This window comes from Bhargavaea massiliensis (genome assembly GCF_050480245.1).
In the GTDB taxonomy this organism is placed as follows: domain Bacteria; phylum Bacillota; class Bacilli; order Bacillales; family Anoxybacillaceae; genus Anoxybacillus.
In genome coordinates this window covers 1-20,692 of sequence record NZ_JBCNEQ010000026.1, presented here as the reverse complement: position 1 = coordinate 20,692, position 20,692 = coordinate 1, and the positions used below count along the sequence as shown (strand labels likewise).

Here is a 20,692-nt window from a genome sequence, read left to right as displayed (position 1 = left end):
TAAAAATTAAATCAGTATGATGTGAATACTGATTTAATTTTCAAAGTAATATTTGTATATACTTTTCGCGATTGTCTTCGCATCAATTTGATATGTTCCGTTTTGCACTTGCTCTTTTAACTTACGCACTTTCTCTTGATGCTCGGCCGTCCATTGAGAAATTTGCTGCAATTCTTTTGCCGCCGCGGAAATTTCCACTTTATCTTGTTGAACTGCAGGCTTTTTCGCCTGCATTTCTTTATCGAACTGGCGTTTGTAAGGATTAACGCCCATCAAGCCGAATTTGTCAATTCTCATGAAAATCCCCCCCTTTTCCATGCCTCTAGCCGTTTCCATATCTCCTACCTATATTATCGGCAAACGAAAAAGATTGTTTACAAAAAATCAAAATTAATTCTCGTCACCCTTTTTCGTATAATAAACATCCTCCACATGACGGCGTTTTTTCATTTCTTCTTCCTTTTGCACCATTTCTAGTTGTTTATTTAGGTCTTTTGAACAGTTTGCGCATAGTCTTCCTTCGCGAATCAGCTTGCCACAGCGGTCGCAAGGATATCCTAAATTTGGGAATTGAGCGAGTTTTAGACGGCCGCTTTTAATGAATTTCATCAGCAGCGACTCCTTCACCCCTGTTGCGTCTACAATTTGCATCATTGTCGCCATGCGATTTTCCCTTTTGCGCAAAAAGCGATAAACTTTCTCGAAAGCCTCTTCTTCTTCTCTATAACAGCTCTCACAAATATCACGAAACGGACTTTTTACAAATAGGCTTCCGCAGTTTGGGCAATTTGCTAAACTCATTGTTTCCCCTCCCCACTACTTCTCACTTTCCTTCATTATAAGACAAATAAAAAACGCTTACGTATAAATGTTGATAATTAATCCTTGAATTTCCCCGATGGTGCTTAAAAGGTCAATTCCTTGTTTTTCTTTTTGCAATACGGCATTCGTTAAATCAATTAGCTTTTTGTCCACTTCCTTCACAATCTTATATAGCCGCGAACGCCCGCTCCAATTGAAACCGTGTTGTTCGGATAATTGCAAACCGTTTTTTATCACGTCATCAAGCAACGTTTTCACAAGCTTTTTATATTTTCGCAACTCTTCCACCGAACGCGATTCCGCTAAAACTTTCCCTTGTTCTTCAATTTCTTTCGCAAGTTGCTGAAACCGTTCCAGTGCAAGTTCTTCGTTTTGCTTTGCCACGACTTCGGCAAACGATACAGACGCTGATGCTGTCGCTTCTTTTTTGCTTACGTTCATCATATTTGCTTTTGTGATTTTTTGAATTTCCACAATGAATCTCCCCTATTGTTGTTCGATGCTCTTAATTAATTTTAAAATTTCTCCAATGACTGCATAGAGCTGTGAAGGAACGCGGTTTTCCGGATCCGCTAAATGCTTGACAAGCGATGAATCGGTTTGCATGGGAATGTTTTGTTGCTGCGCCTGCTTGATGATTTCGTTTACCGTATTGGTTTTAGACTCCGACAGTTGATCAGCTCCTTTTTCATAACTCGTCAACGCGGAAAAATAATGTGGATAACCGTTTTTCATACCGTCCAATCATAACCTTTCTCTCTGTTTGTTTCTTTCTCTTGCGTTGTTTCTGCCGCTGTTTTTTGTTCTTCTTGTTCATTCATTTTCGCAAAATCAATCCCTTTTACATTGTAGCCGATTGCCTCCAAATTTTCTTTAGCCATCTCCGTTAACGATTTTAATGCTTCGGAAAGTTGTGCATTGTCCGTTTTAATGGTAATCGTTAAATTTCGTTCCAATGCTTGAAGCAAAATGCCGATTTTCCCGTATTTTTCTGTATCCAGTAAAAAGTACAGGCTGCAATTTTGCCAATCAAGCTTTCCTTCATCATTTCGGGAGTTTAAATAAATATGGACCGTTTCCATTTGATCGTGCAATAACACTGGGAATTGATAAAACATCGTTTGCACATGGTTGTTGGTATCGAATTTGCTTAACAGCTGCTGACCTGTCATATTCACTAAAGCGTGTTCGGCTTGCTGCGCGATCATGCCAAGTTCTCCTTGGCTTAATTTCATTAACACCGCCTTTATGTTTTGCGGTTCCATGGCTGGCTGCTTCAACCATAAGGCGCGGGAAATATCTTTTTCATGCTGAAACCCTAATTGCCGAAATTGCTCAAATGTATTTCGCGCCGAAACTTCCCCGCCAAGCGGAAGTGTTAATGTTTTTGCGAGTTGCGAAAGAAGCTGATGCTTTGGCGTTGTTTCTTGCTCGTTGAAATGAAAAGCAGAAACAAAATGCTTCATTTTTTCATCCGCTGGTTGAAAGCGAAGCCCCCCAAGCAGCTTCTTTACTTCATTCACGATGTTTAAGGCATCGCTCTGCTCTCCCTCAGTAAGCAGCTGCTTTGCTTCGGCCAATTTCGCACTTGCCTGAAGCATTTGCTTCTCCGTTTTCATGTCGGTAAAAAGCATAAATTCTCCTTGCAAAATCGCACGGTCCAACGTATGAATCACAGCTTCGACAAATTGTTTTGCCTGTTGGCGCGCCAATGCTTGCCCGCTGTTCAACAAAAATGCTGCGTTTTCTAACTTTTTATTCATTTCGATTTGCAATTTTTTAAAATCAAGCGCCGCCTGAGAAAGCTTTTCCGTAACTGTCTTCACAATCATATCTTTTGCTTGGATAGGGGTGCTTTGAACCCATTCTTCGTTCCAATATGGCAGTTCCATTTGTTGTCCATTATTTGCTTCTTCCCCTGCCAAAATCTGATCTTTTTGCGAGATCAATGGATCTTTTTCTAATAAATCTGTTTCGGGTTGAGAATGAAACATCTTCTTTTCGTCTAAATCTGTTTCGGGTTGAGAGTTGAACATTCTCTTTCCGGTGTCAACAAAATCCCTATTGTTCTCTTTTGAAGATTGTAAATGCGGCAAGAGATCGAGATGATCGGCCAACTGCGTTAATACCTCACCGAATGGCTCGCCATGCAGCGCTTCATGGATAGACTGTAAATGCACTTCAGTCACTTCAATCTTTTTATTCGCAATCGCCTGTATCGTTTCCAGTTTTTCATTCAGCGTCCCCTTTGCTTTTTCGAAAAAACGTCTTAATATCGCTTTCTCTTCCTTAGATAGACGAATTCCTTGCACTAGCAAAATTTGTTCCGCTTTCTCTAATTCACTGATAGGAGGCAACCAAACGGCCGCCTCTTTCGTTTCCGCTGTTTTCGGTACGGCCTGCACTTGTAAAACATGATCTTTTATGCCGATAATTTGCACAGCAAATTGATCTTCATTCGGTATTTCGCCTTGAAAGCGGACGTGCACATCCTGTCCTTTAACCGTTATAATTGCTTCATTATTGCTTAATTTTTCCTTAATGGTCGCGAAAAATGTTTCCCCCTCTTTCAAGGAAAACGGGAATGGATTTGTTATTGACTCGTTCATAATCAAATCGTTGCGAATTTGCATTTACTTCACACTCCGCTCTATCCCTTGCTATTTTTAATATCGGCATGTTTGTCTTCGATATTAACCTCTTGCCAATGTAAACGAAGAAACAGAAGCAGCGCCAGCCTGACGCAACACCTTCGCCGCATGCCTTAACGTCATCCCTGTCGTATAAATATCATCGATCAACACAATATGCCTTTCTTGTAAAGACGTTTTTTCCGACAACTGAAAGACATTTTCTGTTCGCAAGCGCTCACGACGCGATTTTTTTGATTGTTTTTCGAGGTGATGACGATGAAGCAGGTCATGAATAGGGAGAGCGAGCAGTTCAGCCAGCGCCTTTGCTTGGTTGAATCCTCGTTCGTACAGGCGCTCAGCGCTGAGAGGAATCGGAACGATCAAAAAGGTATGGTCAAAATGACGATAAAATTCACGGCGAAACTCTTCTTGAAACGCTTGGACAATCGCGTAGTCGCCGCGAAATTTCCAAAGCGCAACCACTTCTTTCATCCATTCATTGTACATATACACTGACCGATTTTTCGTCAATACATCTTTCCACTCATCATTCTCTTGCCAGCGAACACAATCGGTGCATAATCGCCCTTGACGATGCGATGGTTCAAGACCAGCAAACGGACGACAGCATCGATCGCATACGCTTCCGTCGATAAGCACGAAACGGCTCCGACAACGTGGGCAACAAACGTCCGGTTGCTGGAGCGTCAAAAGCATAGAAAACGACATACGCGGCATCCACTCATCATGACAAATCAAACATTTCATTCGTCAATCAACCCTCGCTTTCGCGCCTCATCATTCATGCGCACAATATGCTGCTTAGCGGCTACCATCGCTTTCGTTTTTCCAAAATGAAAAAAGCGCACATCACCTGTCGGATACTGAGTACTTCGCCCAACGCGCCCAGCAATTTGCACAAGCGCACTTTCTGTAAAAATCGGTTGCTCTGCACCTAACACGGCAACGTCAATGTTTGGGACCGTTACCCCGCGCTCTAAAATGGTCGTTGTGACAAGAAGAGGAATTTGTCCACACCGAAAAGCAAGCACTTTTTCCTTTCGTTTCGGATCTTCAGCATGCACTCCTTCAATGCGAGGATGAAATTGTTGTAAATACGGAACAACTTGTTGTAAAAAGTCGATGTGGGGAACAAATAAAAAAGCTTGTTTACGACGTTCTATATGGTCGTTTACCCAGCGAATGACACACGAAGGCAACCGCTTGTGACGCCACTTTTTTTGCCAGTTGCCGCACCATTCAAATGTCGGAACAGGAAGTGGACGACGATGATAGCGCGCAGGAATCGTCACCGCTTTTCGTTTTCCGCTTTTTACTTCACGTTGCCATTGTTCATTTGGGGTTGCGGTCAAATAAATGAGGGAAGATGTCGGTTTTCGTGCCCGTTCTACCGCATAGGAAAGCATCGCATCTACACTATACGGAAACGCATCAACTTCATCGACAATCATCACATCAAAAGCGTGATAATAGCGAAGCAATTGATGGGTCGTCGTCACCGTCAATGAAGCAAGTTTGCCACGGTCTTGGCTGCCGCCATATAATGCCGCCATATCGACCGACGGAAATACACTCGCCAAACGCGGAGCTAGCTCCAATACAACATCCGTGCGCGGTGTGGCGATACAAACACGCTTTCCTTGCGACAACGCCATGTTAATGCCTGCAAATAACACTTCTGTTTTTCCCGCTCCGCATACGGCCCAAACGAGCAATGAGTCGTTTCGATCAATCGCATGACAAACTTCATCGGATGCAAGTTGTTGAGCTGGAGATAATTGACCATTCCATTGAAGCGGTGAAGAAAAAGAGGTAGAAGGAGTTGGTCCAATCCAAATCACGAGCGGATTACATTCGCTACATCGTCCCATCGTTATACATTTGCGGCAATACGTACATATGCGTCCACAGCGCGCACACGGAAACGAAGCAAATAACTGTTGGTCATCGTTATTGCAACGGACGCAACGATAGCCTTGCTTCGTTTTTATGATGCTTTCTATAATTTGCACATGTTGCTTATCGTAAGGAAAGGAAAGCTCAGACTTTAACAACTGTTTTCCAACAAGAGACAAACGAATCACCTCACTAAAAAAGAAGTGGTCGAGTCGCCCACTTCTTCTATTCGCATGCATTAAAAAAATTCCTGCTTATTTTTTATACCAGCCAAATCCCATCGCACCTTCACCTAAATGCGTGCCGATGACAGGACCGAAATAGCTAAGGAAAAACTCAACATGTGGGTATTGTTGTTCAAGTTTTTCTTTCCATGCGCGCGCTTCTTCTTCACGATTCGCATGAATGATGACCGCACGCATCGGAACACCAAGACGCGCATCTTCAGCAAATAGCTCTTCTATTCGGCTTAACGCTTTTTTTCGCGTACGAATTTTTTCAAATGGAACGATCACTTTGTCGACAAAATGTAAAATCGGCTTTACTTGTAGAAGGCTGCCGATAAACGCTTGGGCGCCGCTTAACCGTCCGCCCCGCTGCAAATGCGATAAATCGTCGACCATAAAATACGCACGTACTGATTGTTTCATTTCATCTAGCCGCGCAATAATCGCCTCTGGATGCATGCCTGCTTGCGCCATTTCTGCTGCCTCGATCGCATAAAAACCTTGCATCATGCAGCTAATTTCTGAATCGTATGCGTACACTTGAATCCCCTCAACCATTTGCCCTGCGGACACAGCCCCTTGGTACGTGCCACTAATGCCGCTTGATAAATGAATCGAAATGACGGCGTCGTATTGTTTCGCTAGCTGCTCGAACGTTTCAACAAATAGTCCAATTGGCGGCTGTGATGTTGTCGGCAGTTGTTCGCTCGTTTTTACTTTGGCAAAAAAATCTTCTGCGCTCATGTCAATCTCTTCACGATACGTCTCTGTTCCAAAGACGACGCTTAAAGGAATAATATGTATATTCAACTGTTCACGAATATGTTTCGGGATATATGCTGTACTATCCGTTAAAATCGCCGTTTTCATCATCTTTACCTTCCTTGTCCAAAATTTTTCCTACTTGCATTGTACTACATTACAACTGCGATTGCATTGAAAAAAGGTTGTCGAATCCACTTCGACAACCTTTTTTCACTTCGACCCATCCATTTTTAATCGCAACAACGACTGCTTGCGTTCGGTCATTCACGTTTAATTTTTGTAAAATGCTGCTAACATGGTTTTTTACCGTTTTTTCACTAATACATAGCGCATCAGCAATACCTTTGTTGCTTTTTCCGTCCGCCAACAGCTGCAATACTTCACACTCTCTGCGCGTTAATAAATGGTACGGGCGGCATACACCTTGATTTTGCTTTTCTTTTTCCACTCCCTCTCCTGCAACGAGACGACGATATTCTTTCACAAGATTGTGCGTCACTTTCGGATGCAAATATGAACCGCCTTCTGCCACAACACGAACCGCTTCATTTAAAGCGTCGGCATCCATTTCCTTTAACAAATACCCCATCGCTCCCATTTGCAACGCATGCATGACGTAACTTTCATCATCATGAATCGACAAAATGATCACCTTTGTATCTGGATATGCTTCAATGAGCTGACGTGTCGCTTCTACGCCGTTAACATGAGGCATGTTAATGTCCATAATGACAACATCAGGTTTATATCGTTCAACAAGCGCTAACGCTTCGTCACCGTCGCTTCCTTCCGCCACCACTTCAAAATCTTGCTCAAAATCTAAAATACGTTTAATTCCTTCTCGAAATAATTTATGGTCATCAATTAAAACAATGCGCGTTTTCATTGTTGTGCCCCCTTCCCTCCTGTCTTATGGAGCGGAATATGCATCGTAACAATTGTTCCACGTCCAAGTTGTGAGTAAATATGTAATTTTCCTTCCAACCATTCAATGCGCTCACGCATGCCCATTAATCCGAACGCTTTTTCTTTTTTTTCATTCGGATTGAATCCTTTTCCATCGTCTTTAACGACGATCAATAAACTATTTTGCTTCAGCTCCATTTTCACTTGAATCGTCGTCGCTTCAGCGTGCTTTAAGGCATTTTGCACCGCTTCTTGCACGAGGCGAAACACAGCAACTTCAAAACGGTTGGATAGCCGCTTTACCTCTCCCGTATATGTAAACGTAATCGTTGTTTTATGGTACTCTTCAATCGTTTGTAAATATTTTTTTAACGTCGGGATTAAACCAAGATCATCTAGCGCCATCGGGCGTAAGTCGTAAATAATGCGACGCACTTCATATAAAGCGGAGCGAACCATTTTTTTTAAATCGCGCATTTCATGAATCGCTTCTTCGGTACCGCGCTCGCGATAAATGCGTTCAATTAAATCGGAACGCATAATGATGTTCGCAAGCATTTGTGCAGGTCCGTCATGAATTTCTCGCGACAGGCGTTTTCGCTCCTCCTCTTGCGCCTCAATAATACGAAGTCCAAATTCTTGTTTTTCATTCGCACCATTAATAAATTCACTCAGTTCGCGAAAATCTCCGTTTAAATAGTTAAGCACAACCGTCACTTGCCCAATTAAATGATCTGCCCGCTCAATCGTTTCTTTCACAGCTGCTAACCGTCTTTCTAGCTCATCGCGGTGTTGCCGCAACTGCTTTTCTTTTTCTTGCGCCATCGCCAATTCCATTTGTAGCGAATGCGCTTTCTCATATGCTTGACGAATCTCAGCTTCCGTATAACGCGAAAAGTTTTTACTGACGTCCGACAGTCGTTGTCGCGCTAACTTTGTTTTCATTTCTAAGTTATCTGTTTGAAAGATGACACGTTGTACTTCTTCTTTCGTCCGCCGTAACTCTTCAAGCAACCGCTCATGTTCTTTTCGCGATTGTTCACTAATATGAAAAATTTCCGTTTTACTTTGATCTACTGTTTCAATCATTTTTTTTACAATACGGTCAAGCTGCCGCGCATCTGCATCTAGTTTTTTATTGGACATATACACCACCTAAAGAAAAAATGACCAAAAGTCAATTGGAATGACTTTTCTGACTTTTATCTGACGTTTATTCGTACTTCCATCAGTTTTAGGCGAGGAGACCCCGACTTCTAAGCGAGAGCGAAAGTCGGGGAGGAATCGCCCTTCCTCCTTTCAATTAGTAATGTACTAGCATACTCAACTCTTTTTAGCTTTTTCCAGCTTGCTGAAGCATGCACTTTTGTGCCATCTAACAGCCGAAGGTCAAAATAACCGCTGCTTCTTCTGCCAAATATGAAACATTCTTTTCCTTCGTACACCACCTTGTCAAACAGTTGAAACCCTTTAACAAATCGTGGAGCTTTGTTTGATTTTCGTTTTCCACCTTTCAAGATGGTTGCCTTATGCAATTGACGGTTGTTTTTGCGAACGAATTTTAGAAGATAAACCGTGCCACTTGGCTTAGCTAGTGGATTTCCACTAATACAACGAGCATCCACCATATGAGATTTAGGCAGTCCATTAGCAATGCGAATACACTTGGTGATATACCCGTATGTGATATTTGCATGCGGATACACTTTCTTTAGTCCATTCCAGATAAACCAACGCATCACTGTCATGTGGGAAGCGTCTTTCAACGAAGAGAATCTCCGCTGTATTTCGTGTTCTAATCCCTCTCGATGAATCATATCGTGGCAAGTTTTGCACAGTGTCATGAGATTACTCGGGGAATCGCCACCCGTCTTTCTGCTTTCAATATGATGGACATTCAGTACAGGGTCTTTTGATTTTCCTTTGCACCATTGGCATGTATGACCGTCTCGATACAATACATACTCCCTTACGTTCCAAAAGCCCAATTGCTCTCCTTGTTGATATGCTGCACCTTGAATATCAGGATTCTTTATCTTTTGAGTATCAAATTGTGCCACTTCAACGGTGATATGGGTAATCGGAAGCAGCGAATGTACCCATTTTACTAATTTGATATGACTATCCACTTTATGCTGAATCGAAGGGGCTAACCAGCCGTTTGGCTTCTTACGATTCAAAAATCGGGCTTTTCGATATCTTGTGTTTCGATTTCTCCGACTTCTGCGAAATTGCCTCCTCGTTGCTAACAATTCTTGAATATCCGTACGCAATTGTACTTCTGCTTCTAAAAGCACCTGATTTTTTGTGGTAGCGGATAGCCCAACATGTTTTGTTCCTGTGTCTACACCTAGAGAAATCGGTTGCTTGTATCCGCTACTACCGTATAGTAGTTGAATCGTGAACGGTGTTCTTTTTACTACTTTTGCTTTTTTGTTTTTTAACAATATCCTTGCTTTTCTTGGTGAGCACGGCATCAATGGATTGCCATGCTTATTGATCACGTACACGAACAAGGCGTGTACCTCCTTTTTCGGAGTGTTCTTCCTCTTCCCCCATGTTGGAAGGGCTTGTGATGTTGACAGCACCGTCCCTACCCATCAGGACTTTTAACCATCAACGACAGTGGCTACGAACTAGAGGAGCATTCGTAGGTGTCATGACCCTTCCAACGTAGTCCTCGAAAGACTTGGGGTAGTCAACTAGGGCTTTTTACAAGCCCCCACTTCAAAAGTCGTTAGGCTTTAAGTGGTGGGTAGTTGACCATGTCACATCCCGCCTTATAATTTTTATTATAGCACGTTTCGTTTATTTCCATCAGCATTTTTCGACAAAAGACGAACAACATTCCAATAAGCATTTGAGGTGATTACGCTTTGTTAGAGGCATACTATACGGTAAAAGGATATGGAGAGGCAGAAATCGTCATTGAAAAATCGCGCTTCATTTGTTATGTCGAGCGCGCGACAACAGAAGAAGAAGCTGTGCGCTTTATCCAACAAATAAAGAAAAAACATTGGGATGCGACGCACAACTGTTCCGCGTATATCATTGGGGAACACGACCATATTCAAAAAGCAAACGATGATGGGGAACCGAGCGGCACGGCAGGTGTTCCGATGCTAGAAGTGTTAAAAAAGAAAAAGCTAAAAGATACGGTCGTTGTCGTGACGCGATATTTTGGTGGCATTAAACTCGGCGCTGGCGGCCTTGTGCGCGCTTACGGCAAAGCGGTAACCGAAGGGCTGAAAGCGTCAGGCATCGTCGAACGTAAACTCATGCGCATCATGCATACAACAATCGACTATACATGGCTTGGCAAAGTCGAAAACGAATTGCGCTCCTCAGTCTATACAATCAAAGACATTCATTATGCGGAACATGTGACGATTGACACATATGTTGAAGAAAAACAAAAAGACGATTTCCGCGCATGGATGACAGAGTTGACAAACGGAAAAAGCACGATTACAGAAGGCGAACACGTATATGTGGAGTTTGATGTGAAGGAATAAGAAAATTTTCATTTACGACTGCATAAAAATTTTGTAAAATGATGATTGTTTACATGTCGATATTTGTTGAACTTTTGAAAAAGGGGAACGACTATGCAAAATAGACGAGTATACATGAAAAAAAGGAAAAAGCGAAAAAAAATATGGACGTTTGTTTTGCTTCCTCTCCTTCTCGTTATCATCGGAGGAGCAACATATGCAACATTTCTATTCAATAAAGCGCAGTCTGTCATTCAACAATCGTTTGAACCAATTGACGGTCGCGAAAAATCGGAGAAACGAATGAAGGAAGTCGATCCAAATTCAGATAACATCTCCGTTTTATTTATCGGTGTCGATGACAGCAACATCCGCCAAAAAAAAGGAATGGGAGCCGTTCGCTCCGACGCGCTTGTGCTAGCGACATTCAATGTAAAAGATAAAACGGTAAAACTGCTTAGCATCCCGCGCGATTCATACGTGTACATTCCAATTGAAAAAAAATACGATAAAATTGCACACGCCCACGCTTACGGCGGCGTAAAAGCAACAGTCGAAACCGTTGAAGAATTGCTTGATATTCCAGTTGATTATTACGTCAAAATGAATTTTGAAGCGTTTGTCGATGTCGTCGATGAACTTGGCGGCATTGAGTTTGATGTCCCTTACGAAATTCGCGAAATGGACTCGAACGACCGAAAAAATGCGATTCACTTAAAGCCTGGCTTGCAAACATTAAACGGTGAAGAAGCGTTAGCACTTGCGAGAACACGTAAATACGATAACGACATTGAACGCGGCAAACGCCAACAAGAACTCATGAAAGCAATCTTCAAAAAAGCGATGAGCGTTCAGTCGCTAACGAAATTTGATGATATTATGGAAGCTGTCGGTAAAAATATGACGACAAACTTAACGTTTGAAGAAATGAGAGGCTTCTTTGCTTACGCAACAAAAGGAACAGGGGCAAACATCGAAACGCTTCATCTCAAAGGAGAAGACGCACGCATTAGCGGGGTATATTATTACCGACTAGATGAAACAACGGTAGATGAAATTAAACAAACGTTAAAAACACATCTTGATGTATCATCGTATCAAGCAAGAACGGAACAACTCGCTCAAGAACAGTAAAGAGGGTGTCCATCGAGACACCCTCTTTTGTTTTACGAAATTTTTCTCATACCACGAACCATTTTGAGTAGCGGACGATAATCTTTGCCAACAAGCCCAATTTTCTCAACCACAAGTTCAACGACAAGCAAAACGAACGCGATAACAAGCAATGCCCCAAACATCGTTGCTTTCGATAACACAACGGCAGATATACCGAACATCGCTGCCATGCCGTAAATGATTAACACCGTCTGACGATGACTATAGCCAAGACGCAATAAGCAGTGGTGCAAATGCGATTTGTCTGGCGCCGATAACGGCTGTTTGTTGACGATGCGTCTCACAATCGCAAAAACCGTGTCCGAAATTGGCACCCCTAAAATCAAAATCGGGATGATCAACGAAAACACCGTGACATTTTTAAAACCGAGGAGCGACAAAACGGAAATCATATAGCCTAAAAATAACGCTCCTGTATCACCCATAAAAATTTTCGCTGGATGGAAATTATATAAAAGGAAGCCGAGCGTACTTCCGAGCAATAATAAGCTCATCGCAAAAACGAATGCGTACGTATTGCCCATCGTCGCCGCCATTCCAGCAATCGTGACAAGCGCAATCGACGATACGCCAGCAGCTAAGCCGTCCAACCCGTCAATTAAGTTAATCGCATTTGTAATCCCAATAATCCAAAGCATCGTGATTGGGATGCTTAATAACCCAAATTCCAAATGACCACCGAACGGCAAGTTAATGAAATCGACTCGAATGCCGCCATACACAACGACAACAGCTGCCATGATTTGACCGAGCAGCTTCCACTTTGGTGGCAACTCATATATATCATCGAGCACGCCCGTTAATACGATGATCGTCGCACCAATGACAATCGCTGTCGCATACGGGCTCGCTGGTTTCAATACGAGATAACCGACGATAAAACTAATAAAGATCGCTAATCCGCCTAAACGCGGCATAATTTTTTGATGCACTTTCCGCTGATTTGGCTTGTCTGTTGCACCAACACGAAACGCCAACCATTTGACAACAGGCGTAATTAGCACAGCTACAACAAAACAAAGAAACAAGGTGAAATAAACCATAGGAAACCTCCCTATTCGTTAGCATTCCCGATTTTTCAATCCACTATCGTTTAAAAAGTAACACTTTCTACCATCTTTCTTCACAAACCTATCAGACATTATACCACAAATTTTAAAATCGATAAATGGAAAATAGAAAACTAGAATTTTGTTACATTTTCGTCCTTTTTGTTGAAATCATTTGCTATAATGTTAGACAGATAGAGTTAAGGGGGGAGAAAATCGGTGAAAAAAAGAACGATCGTCATCATGTTACTTGCAGCGATGTTAACCGTTTCTGCATCGAAAGCGTTAGCGAACAGTGAACCTGTACTTGCAAGTGTAGAATGGGTGTTAGCAAAAATCAATCCATTAAATGATCGCGTCACAAAGCTTGAGCAGCGCGTTCAGCAACTTGAACAAGAAGTAGAAAAGCTAAAACAACAATTAGAGGCGGCGAAATGACGATGAAAAGCATTCGATGGATCACATTCGCTCTCATCACGTTTTTATTTATTCCGATGTCTGTTGACGCTGCATCGTACCCAACACCTGTAAAAGTAAAACTATTGCCGACAGCGACGTTTCTTGCGACAGCGAATGGGAACTATCAACTCATTGATCTAAAAACAAAGCAAGTGATCCCGTTTACAAATCCGATCGTCTTTTCACAAACGAACGGAGCAGTCGTCGCGACAATTAATGGCGTTTCGTATACGTCAACAAGTGGCTTTTTATTAGATGAAGTAACAAGAGGCGAACAACATGACGTCACTATCAGCAGCATTCAACAAGCAGGAGGCACGTCTGCGCCCGTCATATATCGCGGTTCATTCGAGATCACTCCTGGGAAGACAGCACCAAACTTATTTAATACGTTAGACATAGAAGACTATGTAAAAGGTGTCGTCCCTGGAGAAATGCCATCATCTTGGCATAAAGAAGCGTTAAAAGCACAAGCTGTGGCGGCTCGTAGCTATGCATACGCTCAATTAAAAAATACATCGTTTTTACAAATGACCGTAGCGAGCCAAGTATATGGCGGAAAATCAAAGGAAAAAGCAGCATCAACAGCAGCAGTCAATGAGACGGCTGGCGTATATGCGACATATGAAAACGAACCAATCGCTGCATACTTTCATTCAAGTTCAGGGGGATACACGGAAAATAGCGAAAATGTGTGGAGTAGTGTCGTCCCATACATTCGTTCCGTCTCCGACCCATACGATCGCCATGCAAACAACTTACATTACGGGTGGAACGCAAAAGTGGCAGCGAATGCGGTATCATCTAAATTTAAATTGACAAACGAACAAGTTGTATCACTTCGTGTAACACAAAAAACAAATGCAGGAAGCGTTCAACAAATGGAAGCGACCGTATACAATCCAGCGACAGGACAAAAACGTACAATACAGGCGCGCCCTTCATTTGTCTCATCGGCAGATTCATTTCGTTCATTTTTTGGCATTTCATTAAAAAGTATCGCTTTCGACGTCAAAGGTAATGCAAACGTGAAAATTAAACGAGCGGACGGATCCGAGCAGACAGTTGATCACATCGCTGGCTATGCGCTTCAAACAACTAGCGGACAAACGACGATCGCAACAGGAAATGCTTCGATTCGGACAGAAAACGAAACGATGTACTATCCGACCGCTCCAACGGAATTTACGTTCACAGGCAATGGCTGGGGACATCGACTTGGCATGAGCCAATGGGGAGCGCGTTCGATGGCAGAAAAAGGATTTACGTACGATCAAATTTTAAAGTACTATTATACAGGCATTGAAGTGAAAAAAATCAGATAGGCTGTGCACATGCACAGCCTATTTGATTTGCAGCGCTCGGTTCATAAATGTCGCAAAATGAGCGCGGGTCGTTGGTTGTTCTGGATAAAAATAACCGTTATCCCCTTCCGCAATGCCGTGTTGGGAAATGATACGAATTTCTAACGCTCCTTGCGTTCTTTCGTTCACATCTTTATACCCTGCATACGGTGCGGATGTTGCTTGTAATCGAAAGGCCCGTTGAATAACCATTGCCATATGTTTCCGCTTCATCGACTCTTGTGGTGCAAAGCGATTGTTTGGATATCCGCCGAAAAAGCCTGCCTCGTACGCTGTCATAATTTCGCGCGCAAACCGATGAGAGTTTGGCACATCCACAAAAATCGATGGCTTAGTCGATAGCGGCAGTTGAAGCGCTCGAACGAGCATTGCGGCAGCTTGCGCGCGCGTAATTGCCTGATCAGGTGCAAACAAGCCGTCTCCGACACCACCAACAATATTTTGATGATATAAACGAACAACATGAACATACGCCCAATGATCAATCGGTACATCTTTAAACACTTGCAGAGAATCGGCAGCTGTTTTTATTTTAGCTAACTCCTGCTCCAATTGTTTCATTTTGTCATCGATTTGATTCATACGGCCATTTGTATCCGCTAGCTGCTGCTCCGTCCATGGCGCCGTCGCAATTTCCTGCCCCCCACTTGCTCCTGCATGTTCCTGCTCGCAAGCTGTCAATAACAACATGGCGACAGAAACAATAGGGATAATCCACCTTTTCACCGTTCCACCTCCCTATTGCGATGTATAATATTTCACAATGCCTTGATAAATCGCTTCCGCATATATATTTTGATATTCGGCTGACGTTAATTTCGCTCGATCTTCTGAATTGGAAATAAACCCAAGTTCAACGAGCACACTTGTCACGCTATTGTTACGTAAAACGTACAACCCGCTATTTTTCACGCCACGATCAACCATATTCGCCATGCGTACAATTTCTTCTTGAATATATTGGGCTAACTTTCTGCTTTCTTCACTGTTTGGATTTGTTGATGAATCGTAATATACTTCAGCACCTTTCGCACTTGTGTTCGCCGCCGAATTTGTATGAATGCTGACAAACATTTCCGCATAGTTATCTTTCGCCATATCAACACGATCTTGTAGCGTCGGGTACACATCCGTCTCTCTTGTCATTACAACCGTCGCACCGGCTTTTTCAAGCTTTTCTTTTAACAATTTCGCTACTTCAAGCACAGTCGTTTTTTCGTTCGCTCCTCCACTCATAGCCCCTGGGTCTTTTCCACCATGTCCTGCATCAACGACAATAATGCGTCCTTTCACAGGAGAGCCTGCCATATTCCTTAGTTTTAAATACGTTTTATGCACGTAAGCAAACTGACCGTTATACGCAATTTTTGCCCAATATCCGTTTATATCGTACACATCAACAACTTGTCCTTTTTTCAACGTTCCGACAAGCGTCCCTGTTGCTGACGGAGTTTGTCGAACGTTAAGCGAAGAAGTTGTCACCGTTCCTTGAATATTTGTTTTTCCTTGTTCAATTAAATCTGGTAGCGGCAAGCGAAATTGATCATCGAGCGTTCGCGCTAGCAACGTCGCAAACTCGGCACGTGAAATGTCATCTTTCGGGAAAAATTGACCGTCTCGGCCACTCGCTATACCGTGATAATATAAGCGATTAATATGCCTGAGCGCCCAATGTCCAGCTATATCTTTAAATACAGCAGCCCCCTCTACCGCTGCTCCTTTACTCGGGAGGGAAAAGGCATTCACAAGAACGACACTCATTTCTGCACGCGAAAGGCTATCATTTGGACGAAATGTTGTCGTACCGTCCCCTCCCATGATACCGAGTTGCACCGCACGAGCGATCCAACCGCGCGCCCAATGGCTAGCGGGAACGTCCTGAAACGACAACGTTCCGTTTTTCCATTCTGTTTGTCCGAGAGCGCTGACGATCATTTTTGCCGCTTCTGCTCGCGTCACCGATTGCGCTGGACGAAACTCTGATATTTGCCCAACTGAATACCCGTTAATAATTTGCTCATTTGCTAAAAATTCAATTTCATTTTTTGCCCAATGATCGTCCGTGACATCAACGAATCGCTCTGCTTGCTTTAGTTCCGTATTCGCCCAACTAGGTGAGGTAACAGAAAAAAAAGCAAGAAAAACGATAAACAGACAATATACGTGACGTTTCCCCAGCATATTCTTCTCCCTTTCGAAATTTTCTATCATTAAGCATAACAAACAATTCTAACCTTTTCCATACCCGACAAAGCATATTTTTCTGTTCGACAAACGGTTTGATCTTTTTCGACAAATAACGACACGAAGCGACAAAATTATGAAATAAAGTTATTATTTTTGTAGTGATTTTTTTAAAAAAAACGGCTATACTTACTTATGCGATAAGGTTTTGGTTGCTAAGTCGGCCTCCCCGCCTTTTGGAAACGGCGGGGCTTTTTTTTATGCTCATTTTGTCGAATGTTGTCGAATTAGTGTCGACACTCGCACCATTATGGCACACATTTCTGCTCTCGTGACTGGATCATTCGGACGGAAAAAAGCATGTTTTGCAATTAATCCTCGTTCCGCTAACAATTGCACGGCAAGCCACACATCTCGTTGCGTCACGTCTTGGAATGGATAAACAGAACGAATTGGCTCATTGTCAAGTTGCAACGCACGCATAAGCAATAGGGCAAGCTGTCCACGCGTCAACGGTTCATCTAAACGTGCGCGTCCCCCACTTCCTTTTACCACTCCTTTTTCTGCAGCTGTCGCCACAACAAGGGCATCCGCTGATGTTAGTGGGATGTCGGCAAAAGGAGATTGTAATATGGATGGTGCCTCCCAACCGAACAAGCGAGAAAGTACCACGATGCTTTGCCGGCGCGTAAGAGGTGTATTTGGACGAAACGTGTCATCTAAATATCCTCGGATGATCCCTAGTTGCTGCGCTTGCATGATGACATCGTACGCCCAATACGTTTTTTTCACATCAGAAAACGTTGTCGGTCGAATCGGAACGAGACGCACGTCAGAAGCGATCACCCGCTTTTCCTCGTCTGTGATGACAACCGCCACATCTCCTTGTTGTTTTGCAATGTCAAACAAACGAAACGACATCACTTCCTCGTCCACGATAAACGAATGAACGAGCTTTCCATTGACGAATAAATGACCGTTCATTCCGAGAAAACGGGAGGATAAGCCAAGAAAATATGTGCGATCTTTTTCAAGCGGCTGCCCAGGCTGCAAGTTCAACCAATCAATGCTTGGCGGAGCAGATAGCGCAATGGCTTGCTGCCATTGAATGACACCATATCCTGTGTACATCTCATACCCACGCCAATATACATCTTTTGCCGTTTTCCATAAACGGTTACGAAGCTGAAACGCATCTTCTTCTGGATACATGGCGCGCAATACAGCTAATAGCGCAGAGACATGCGGAGCAGCCATCGATGTCCCACGCATCGCTCGATATCCAGATGGATACGTGCTCATTAAAAAATCTCCTGGAGCACTCACTTCCACTTCCCAGCCATAATTCGAAATGGAGAGTGGCTTTTGTCCCCGATCGATCGCTGCGACGGTAATCACCCCTGGATAACTTGCCGGATAAATGTTTGTCGTCGGCATATGACCATTTCCTGCAGCTGCAACAACATGCACACCGCGTTTTACTGCTTCTTCGATGACCGATTTTAACACTTCCGTCTCTCCTTGACCGGCTAAACTTAAATTAATAATGGAAGCACCGTGATCAAGCGCATATTTCACGCCTTTTGCAATTTCAAAATCGCCACCAAATCCATAACGGTCTAACACTTTAATTGGTAAAATATCGATTGGAGCATCGCCAATGAGCCCGGCAATCCCTTTTCCATTATTGATGCGAGCGGCTAAAATGCCCGTCACATGCGTCCCATGTCCGAACGTATCATCGGCATATCGCTTCTTTTCCGCATAATCAACACTTACACTATATAGCACATGATCGTTCAAATCTTCATGCAACACGATCCCAGAATCAACAACCGCAACAAGAACATGGTTTACGCCTTTCACTTCAACGATGCGTGGTGCTTTTGTCCAATTTGGTGCTGTGATATATAGATGAATCGTTGAAGAAGAACGGGGGATCAGTACATCTAAACGAGAAAGCTCCCCTTCATTTTCTCCTAACCTTTCCCCTTTTTCATCTTGAACTTCTATACGCCACGGTCCTTCGACATGATCGACCGTGACAGAAACACGAGACAATTTCTCTTCCCCAAGCACGACGACGATATGTTCACCGTAAAACGGCTCACCACGATACACGTCTTCTCGTCCATCGACAATCATCTGCTTACCGATCAGCCGATTCACTGATATGAGCGAAGGCATATGCCAATTCACCATGGACAAAGACCATTGCCCTGAAAACAATGGATCATTGACAGCTGCTCGTTTCGTATCGTTTTTCTCCATTTTCAAAACGAACGGTAACTGTGACATCTTTTTTTGCTCGTCTTCCGTTAATAATACTTTCGCAAACGTCCCCATCGTATCAACAACGTACGGTTTCATATATGAAAGGTCGGACGCATGCCGAACTTGAACGATCCACTCCCCTTTTTCATTCGCCTGCACGACATGAGGCATAAAAAAACAAATGAAACATATCCATAACCATCTGCTCACACACAATCCCCCTCCGTACTTTCATTGTATCGTTTCAACAGCGACATGAATAGACAAAAATCGCAACTGCATAAAAATAGGTAATTAACAAAAAAATATAGTTTTTTTACATTCTTAGTAAAAAAGATTAATAGAAGAGACGAAAATGTATACCGTTGCGACAAACGACTTTATCGCAAAAGGCGGCGACGGTTACGATATGTTCAAATCAAGCACGATTGAGTTCGATAGCGGCGAGCTGCTAAGCACCGTTGTTATGAACTACTTGCAATCGAACAAGCCGATCCCAACTGTTGAAGGAAGAATAACAGTCTTGAATCAATAAACGAGAGGCGTCCTAACCGTCATGGTAGGACGCCTTTTTTATTCCATTTTGTAGCACATGTGACAAAAGAGATAAATATGGTATAATGTGTTAGGAATTAGGAAGGAGTGAATATGTTGTTAAACAAAATTATTGGATATGCAGTCATTGCGCTTCTTAGCTTGTCGTTTATGACAACAGATGCCCAGGCATCAAGCGTTCGACCTGTTCATATCCCGATCATAACAAACGGGAAAGCGTTACAAACAGATGTGCCACCTATTATGGTACAAAACCGCATTCTCGTCCCGTTTCGAGCTATCGCTCAATCGACAGGGGCGAACGTACATTGGGACGCAACAACAAGACGTGTCATTGTACAAAAAAATAAAAAGACGATCATTCTTCAAGTGCAGTCAAGAGCCACAACAATCAATGGTCAGTCCGTAACACTTGATGTTCCCCCGATCATTTACAAAGGGCACACGTTTGTACCCGTTCGATTCGTGTCGGAAGCGTTAGATGCTAACGTTCAATGGACGGGGAAAGAAGTACGCATTTCATGGAATGCGTTGCAACGAAGCACTTTTTCTGTATATGTCAATCAAACAAAAATCGAGAGCCACGCGATGACCGACGGCGTCTATACATACATCCCATTGAAACAGCTATTAACCGCCATTGATGTGAATATCGATTGGATCGAAACGAATGAAACAATGACGGTTCGTTTGTCACATGGACAAATGATGATTACCGCTGGAAAAAGAGAAGTGATCGTCGATAACCATGAAATGATCACTCCGCTCGCACCGATTCGTGTAAACGATGAATGGTACGTATCGGCTTCATGGGTTATGAGTATATTTGGGGCACAAATGGCGACGAGCGGAACAAATATGTTTTTC

At 43.1% G+C, this 20,692-nt stretch carries 20 protein-coding genes and 1 pseudogene; 6 read left to right on the top strand and 15 right to left on the bottom strand.

What is annotated here, in order from left to right:
- Positions 1-33: 33 nt before the first annotated feature.
- From flgM to iscB, 11 genes are all read right to left on the bottom strand, one after another.
- Positions 34-297 carry a flagellar biosynthesis anti-sigma factor FlgM gene (gene flgM / locus ABEV15_RS06850; RefSeq protein WP_498852752.1) on the bottom strand — a complete coding sequence of 88 codons (264 nt, stop codon included), beginning with the start codon at positions 295-297 and terminating at the stop codon, positions 34-36.
- A 93-nt stretch (positions 298-390) separates the two neighbouring features.
- A complete protein-coding gene (locus tag ABEV15_RS06845) occupies positions 391-801 on the bottom strand; it encodes a TIGR03826 family flagellar region protein (RefSeq protein ID WP_498852751.1) in 411 nt (136 codons plus the stop codon).
- Positions 802-858: 57 nt separating this feature from the next.
- Entirely contained in the window at positions 859-1,296 is a 438-nt protein-coding gene (locus ABEV15_RS06840; protein WP_498852750.1) for a YaaR family protein, read from the bottom strand.
- Positions 1,297-1,308: 12 nt separating this feature from the next.
- Positions 1,309-1,557 carry a flagellar biosynthesis protein FlhB gene (locus ABEV15_RS06835; RefSeq protein ID WP_498852806.1) on the bottom strand — a complete coding sequence of 83 codons (249 nt, stop codon included), beginning with the start codon at positions 1,555-1,557 and terminating at the stop codon, positions 1,309-1,311.
- Positions 1,554-3,455, bottom strand: a complete 1,902-nt coding sequence (locus ABEV15_RS06830; RefSeq protein ID WP_498852749.1) for a hypothetical protein — start codon at positions 3,453-3,455, stop codon at positions 1,554-1,556. The genes ABEV15_RS06835 and ABEV15_RS06830 overlap by 4 nt, the downstream gene beginning before the upstream one ends.
- Before the next feature lie 60 nt (positions 3,456-3,515).
- Entirely contained in the window at positions 3,516-4,223 is a 708-nt protein-coding gene (locus tag ABEV15_RS06825; RefSeq protein WP_498852748.1) for a ComFC family protein, read from the bottom strand.
- Complete coding sequence (locus tag ABEV15_RS06820; RefSeq protein WP_498852805.1) at positions 4,220-5,560, bottom strand: ATP-dependent helicase ComFA; 1,341 nt, start codon at positions 5,558-5,560, stop codon at positions 4,220-4,222. Before ABEV15_RS06820 ends, ABEV15_RS06825 begins: the two co-directional genes overlap by 4 nt.
- A gap of 66 nt (positions 5,561-5,626) precedes the next feature.
- The gene (locus ABEV15_RS06815) at positions 5,627-6,469 is read right to left on the bottom strand and encodes a DegV family protein (RefSeq protein WP_429636536.1); all 843 of its coding nucleotides are present in this window, start codon (positions 6,467-6,469) and stop codon (positions 5,627-5,629) included.
- Between the two features lie 49 nt (positions 6,470-6,518).
- Positions 6,519-7,250, bottom strand: coding sequence for a response regulator (locus tag ABEV15_RS06810; RefSeq protein ID WP_498852747.1), 732 nt, complete (start codon positions 7,248-7,250; stop codon positions 6,519-6,521).
- A complete protein-coding gene (locus tag ABEV15_RS06805; RefSeq protein ID WP_498852746.1) occupies positions 7,247-8,416 on the bottom strand; it encodes a sensor histidine kinase in 1,170 nt (389 codons plus the stop codon). Before ABEV15_RS06805 ends, ABEV15_RS06810 begins: the two co-directional genes overlap by 4 nt.
- A gap of 110 nt (positions 8,417-8,526) precedes the next feature.
- Positions 8,527-9,780, bottom strand: coding sequence for an RNA-guided endonuclease IscB (iscB, locus tag ABEV15_RS06800; RefSeq protein WP_318274976.1), 1,254 nt, complete (start codon positions 9,778-9,780; stop codon positions 8,527-8,529).
- A 366-nt stretch (positions 9,781-10,146) separates the two neighbouring features.
- Between iscB and ABEV15_RS06795 the strand changes: the two genes are divergently transcribed.
- Both ABEV15_RS06795 and ABEV15_RS06790 read left to right on the top strand, forming a co-directional pair.
- Positions 10,147-10,785, top strand: a complete 639-nt coding sequence (locus tag ABEV15_RS06795) for a YigZ family protein (protein WP_498852745.1) — start codon at positions 10,147-10,149, stop codon at positions 10,783-10,785.
- A gap of 93 nt (positions 10,786-10,878) precedes the next feature.
- Positions 10,879-11,898 carry an LCP family protein gene (locus ABEV15_RS06790; protein WP_498852744.1) on the top strand — a complete coding sequence of 340 codons (1,020 nt, stop codon included), beginning with the start codon at positions 10,879-10,881 and terminating at the stop codon, positions 11,896-11,898.
- Positions 11,899-11,930: 32 nt separating this feature from the next.
- On the opposite strand, the gene ABEV15_RS06785 is transcribed toward ABEV15_RS06790, so the two are convergent.
- On the bottom strand, positions 11,931-12,983 hold the full coding sequence (locus ABEV15_RS06785) for a glycosyltransferase family 4 protein (protein ID WP_498852743.1): 1,053 nt from the start codon (positions 12,981-12,983) through the stop codon (positions 11,931-11,933).
- A 225-nt stretch (positions 12,984-13,208) separates the two neighbouring features.
- Between ABEV15_RS06785 and ABEV15_RS06780 the strand changes: the two genes are divergently transcribed.
- Both ABEV15_RS06780 and ABEV15_RS06775 read left to right on the top strand, forming a co-directional pair.
- Positions 13,209-13,427, top strand: a complete 219-nt coding sequence (locus ABEV15_RS06780; RefSeq protein WP_429632928.1) for a hypothetical protein — start codon at positions 13,209-13,211, stop codon at positions 13,425-13,427.
- Between the two features lie 2 nt (positions 13,428-13,429).
- A complete protein-coding gene (locus ABEV15_RS06775; RefSeq protein ID WP_498852742.1) occupies positions 13,430-14,773 on the top strand; it encodes a SpoIID/LytB domain-containing protein in 1,344 nt (447 codons plus the stop codon).
- Between the two features lie 18 nt (positions 14,774-14,791).
- Here the strand turns inward: ABEV15_RS06775 and ABEV15_RS06770 are convergent, their stop codons facing one another.
- The 3 genes from ABEV15_RS06770 to ABEV15_RS06760 all read right to left on the bottom strand — a co-directional run bounded on the left by ABEV15_RS06770 (position 14,792) and on the right by ABEV15_RS06760 (position 19,480).
- Positions 14,792-15,538: an S-layer homology domain-containing protein gene (locus ABEV15_RS06770; protein ID WP_498852741.1), complete on the bottom strand. Its 747-nt coding sequence runs from the start codon at positions 15,536-15,538 to the stop codon at positions 14,792-14,794.
- Positions 15,539-15,550: 12 nt separating this feature from the next.
- Positions 15,551-16,993, bottom strand: coding sequence for an N-acetylmuramoyl-L-alanine amidase (locus ABEV15_RS06765; RefSeq protein WP_498852740.1), 1,443 nt, complete (start codon positions 16,991-16,993; stop codon positions 15,551-15,553).
- 267 nt (positions 16,994-17,260) lie between these two features.
- Positions 17,261-19,480, bottom strand: coding sequence for a S8 family peptidase (locus ABEV15_RS06760; RefSeq protein ID WP_498852739.1), 2,220 nt, complete (start codon positions 19,478-19,480; stop codon positions 17,261-17,263).
- A gap of 130 nt (positions 19,481-19,610) precedes the next feature.
- Here ABEV15_RS06760 and ABEV15_RS06755 point away from each other — a divergent pair.
- Together ABEV15_RS06755 and ABEV15_RS06750 are read left to right on the top strand one after the other, a co-directional pair.
- A pseudogene (locus ABEV15_RS06755) lies at positions 19,611-19,805 on the top strand (5'-nucleotidase C-terminal domain-containing protein); the annotation flags it as partial.
- A gap of 113 nt (positions 19,806-19,918) precedes the next feature.
- A partial coding sequence (locus ABEV15_RS06750) for a stalk domain-containing protein (protein WP_498852738.1) occupies positions 19,919-20,692 on the top strand: 774 nt, incomplete at its 3' end.

What these genes read in the sequence shown, in the direction of transcription:
- flgM (WP_498852752.1), bottom strand. Translation starts at nt 297, where the DNA reads ATGAGAATTGACAAATTCGGCTTGATGGGCGTTAATCCTTACAAACGC.
- ABEV15_RS06845 (WP_498852751.1), bottom strand. Translation starts at nt 801, where the DNA reads ATGAGTTTAGCAAATTGCCCAAACTGCGGAAGCCTATTTGTAAAAAGT.
- ABEV15_RS06835 (WP_498852806.1), bottom strand. Translation starts at nt 1,557, where the DNA reads ATGAAAAACGGTTATCCACATTATTTTTCCGCGTTGACGAGTTATGAA.
- ABEV15_RS06830 (WP_498852749.1), bottom strand. Translation starts at nt 3,455, where the DNA reads ATGCAAATTCGCAACGATTTGATTATGAACGAGTCAATAACAAATCCA.
- ABEV15_RS06825 (WP_498852748.1), bottom strand. Translation starts at nt 4,223, where the DNA reads ATGAAATGTTTGATTTGTCATGATGAGTGGATGCCGCGTATGTCGTTT.
- ABEV15_RS06815 (WP_429636536.1), bottom strand. Translation starts at nt 6,469, where the DNA reads ATGAAAACGGCGATTTTAACGGATAGTACAGCATATATCCCGAAACAT.
- ABEV15_RS06810 (WP_498852747.1), bottom strand. Translation starts at nt 7,250, where the DNA reads ATGAAAACGCGCATTGTTTTAATTGATGACCATAAATTATTTCGAGAA.
- ABEV15_RS06805 (WP_498852746.1), bottom strand. Translation starts at nt 8,416, where the DNA reads ATGTCCAATAAAAAACTAGATGCAGATGCGCGGCAGCTTGACCGTATT.
- ABEV15_RS06790 (WP_498852744.1), top strand. Translation starts at nt 10,879, where the DNA reads ATGCAAAATAGACGAGTATACATGAAAAAAAGGAAAAAGCGAAAAAAA.
- ABEV15_RS06785 (WP_498852743.1), bottom strand. Translation starts at nt 12,983, where the DNA reads ATGGTTTATTTCACCTTGTTTCTTTGTTTTGTTGTAGCTGTGCTAATT.
- ABEV15_RS06775 (WP_498852742.1), top strand. Translation starts at nt 13,430, where the DNA reads ATGAAAAGCATTCGATGGATCACATTCGCTCTCATCACGTTTTTATTT.
- ABEV15_RS06765 (WP_498852740.1), bottom strand. Translation starts at nt 16,993, where the DNA reads ATGCTGGGGAAACGTCACGTATATTGTCTGTTTATCGTTTTTCTTGCT.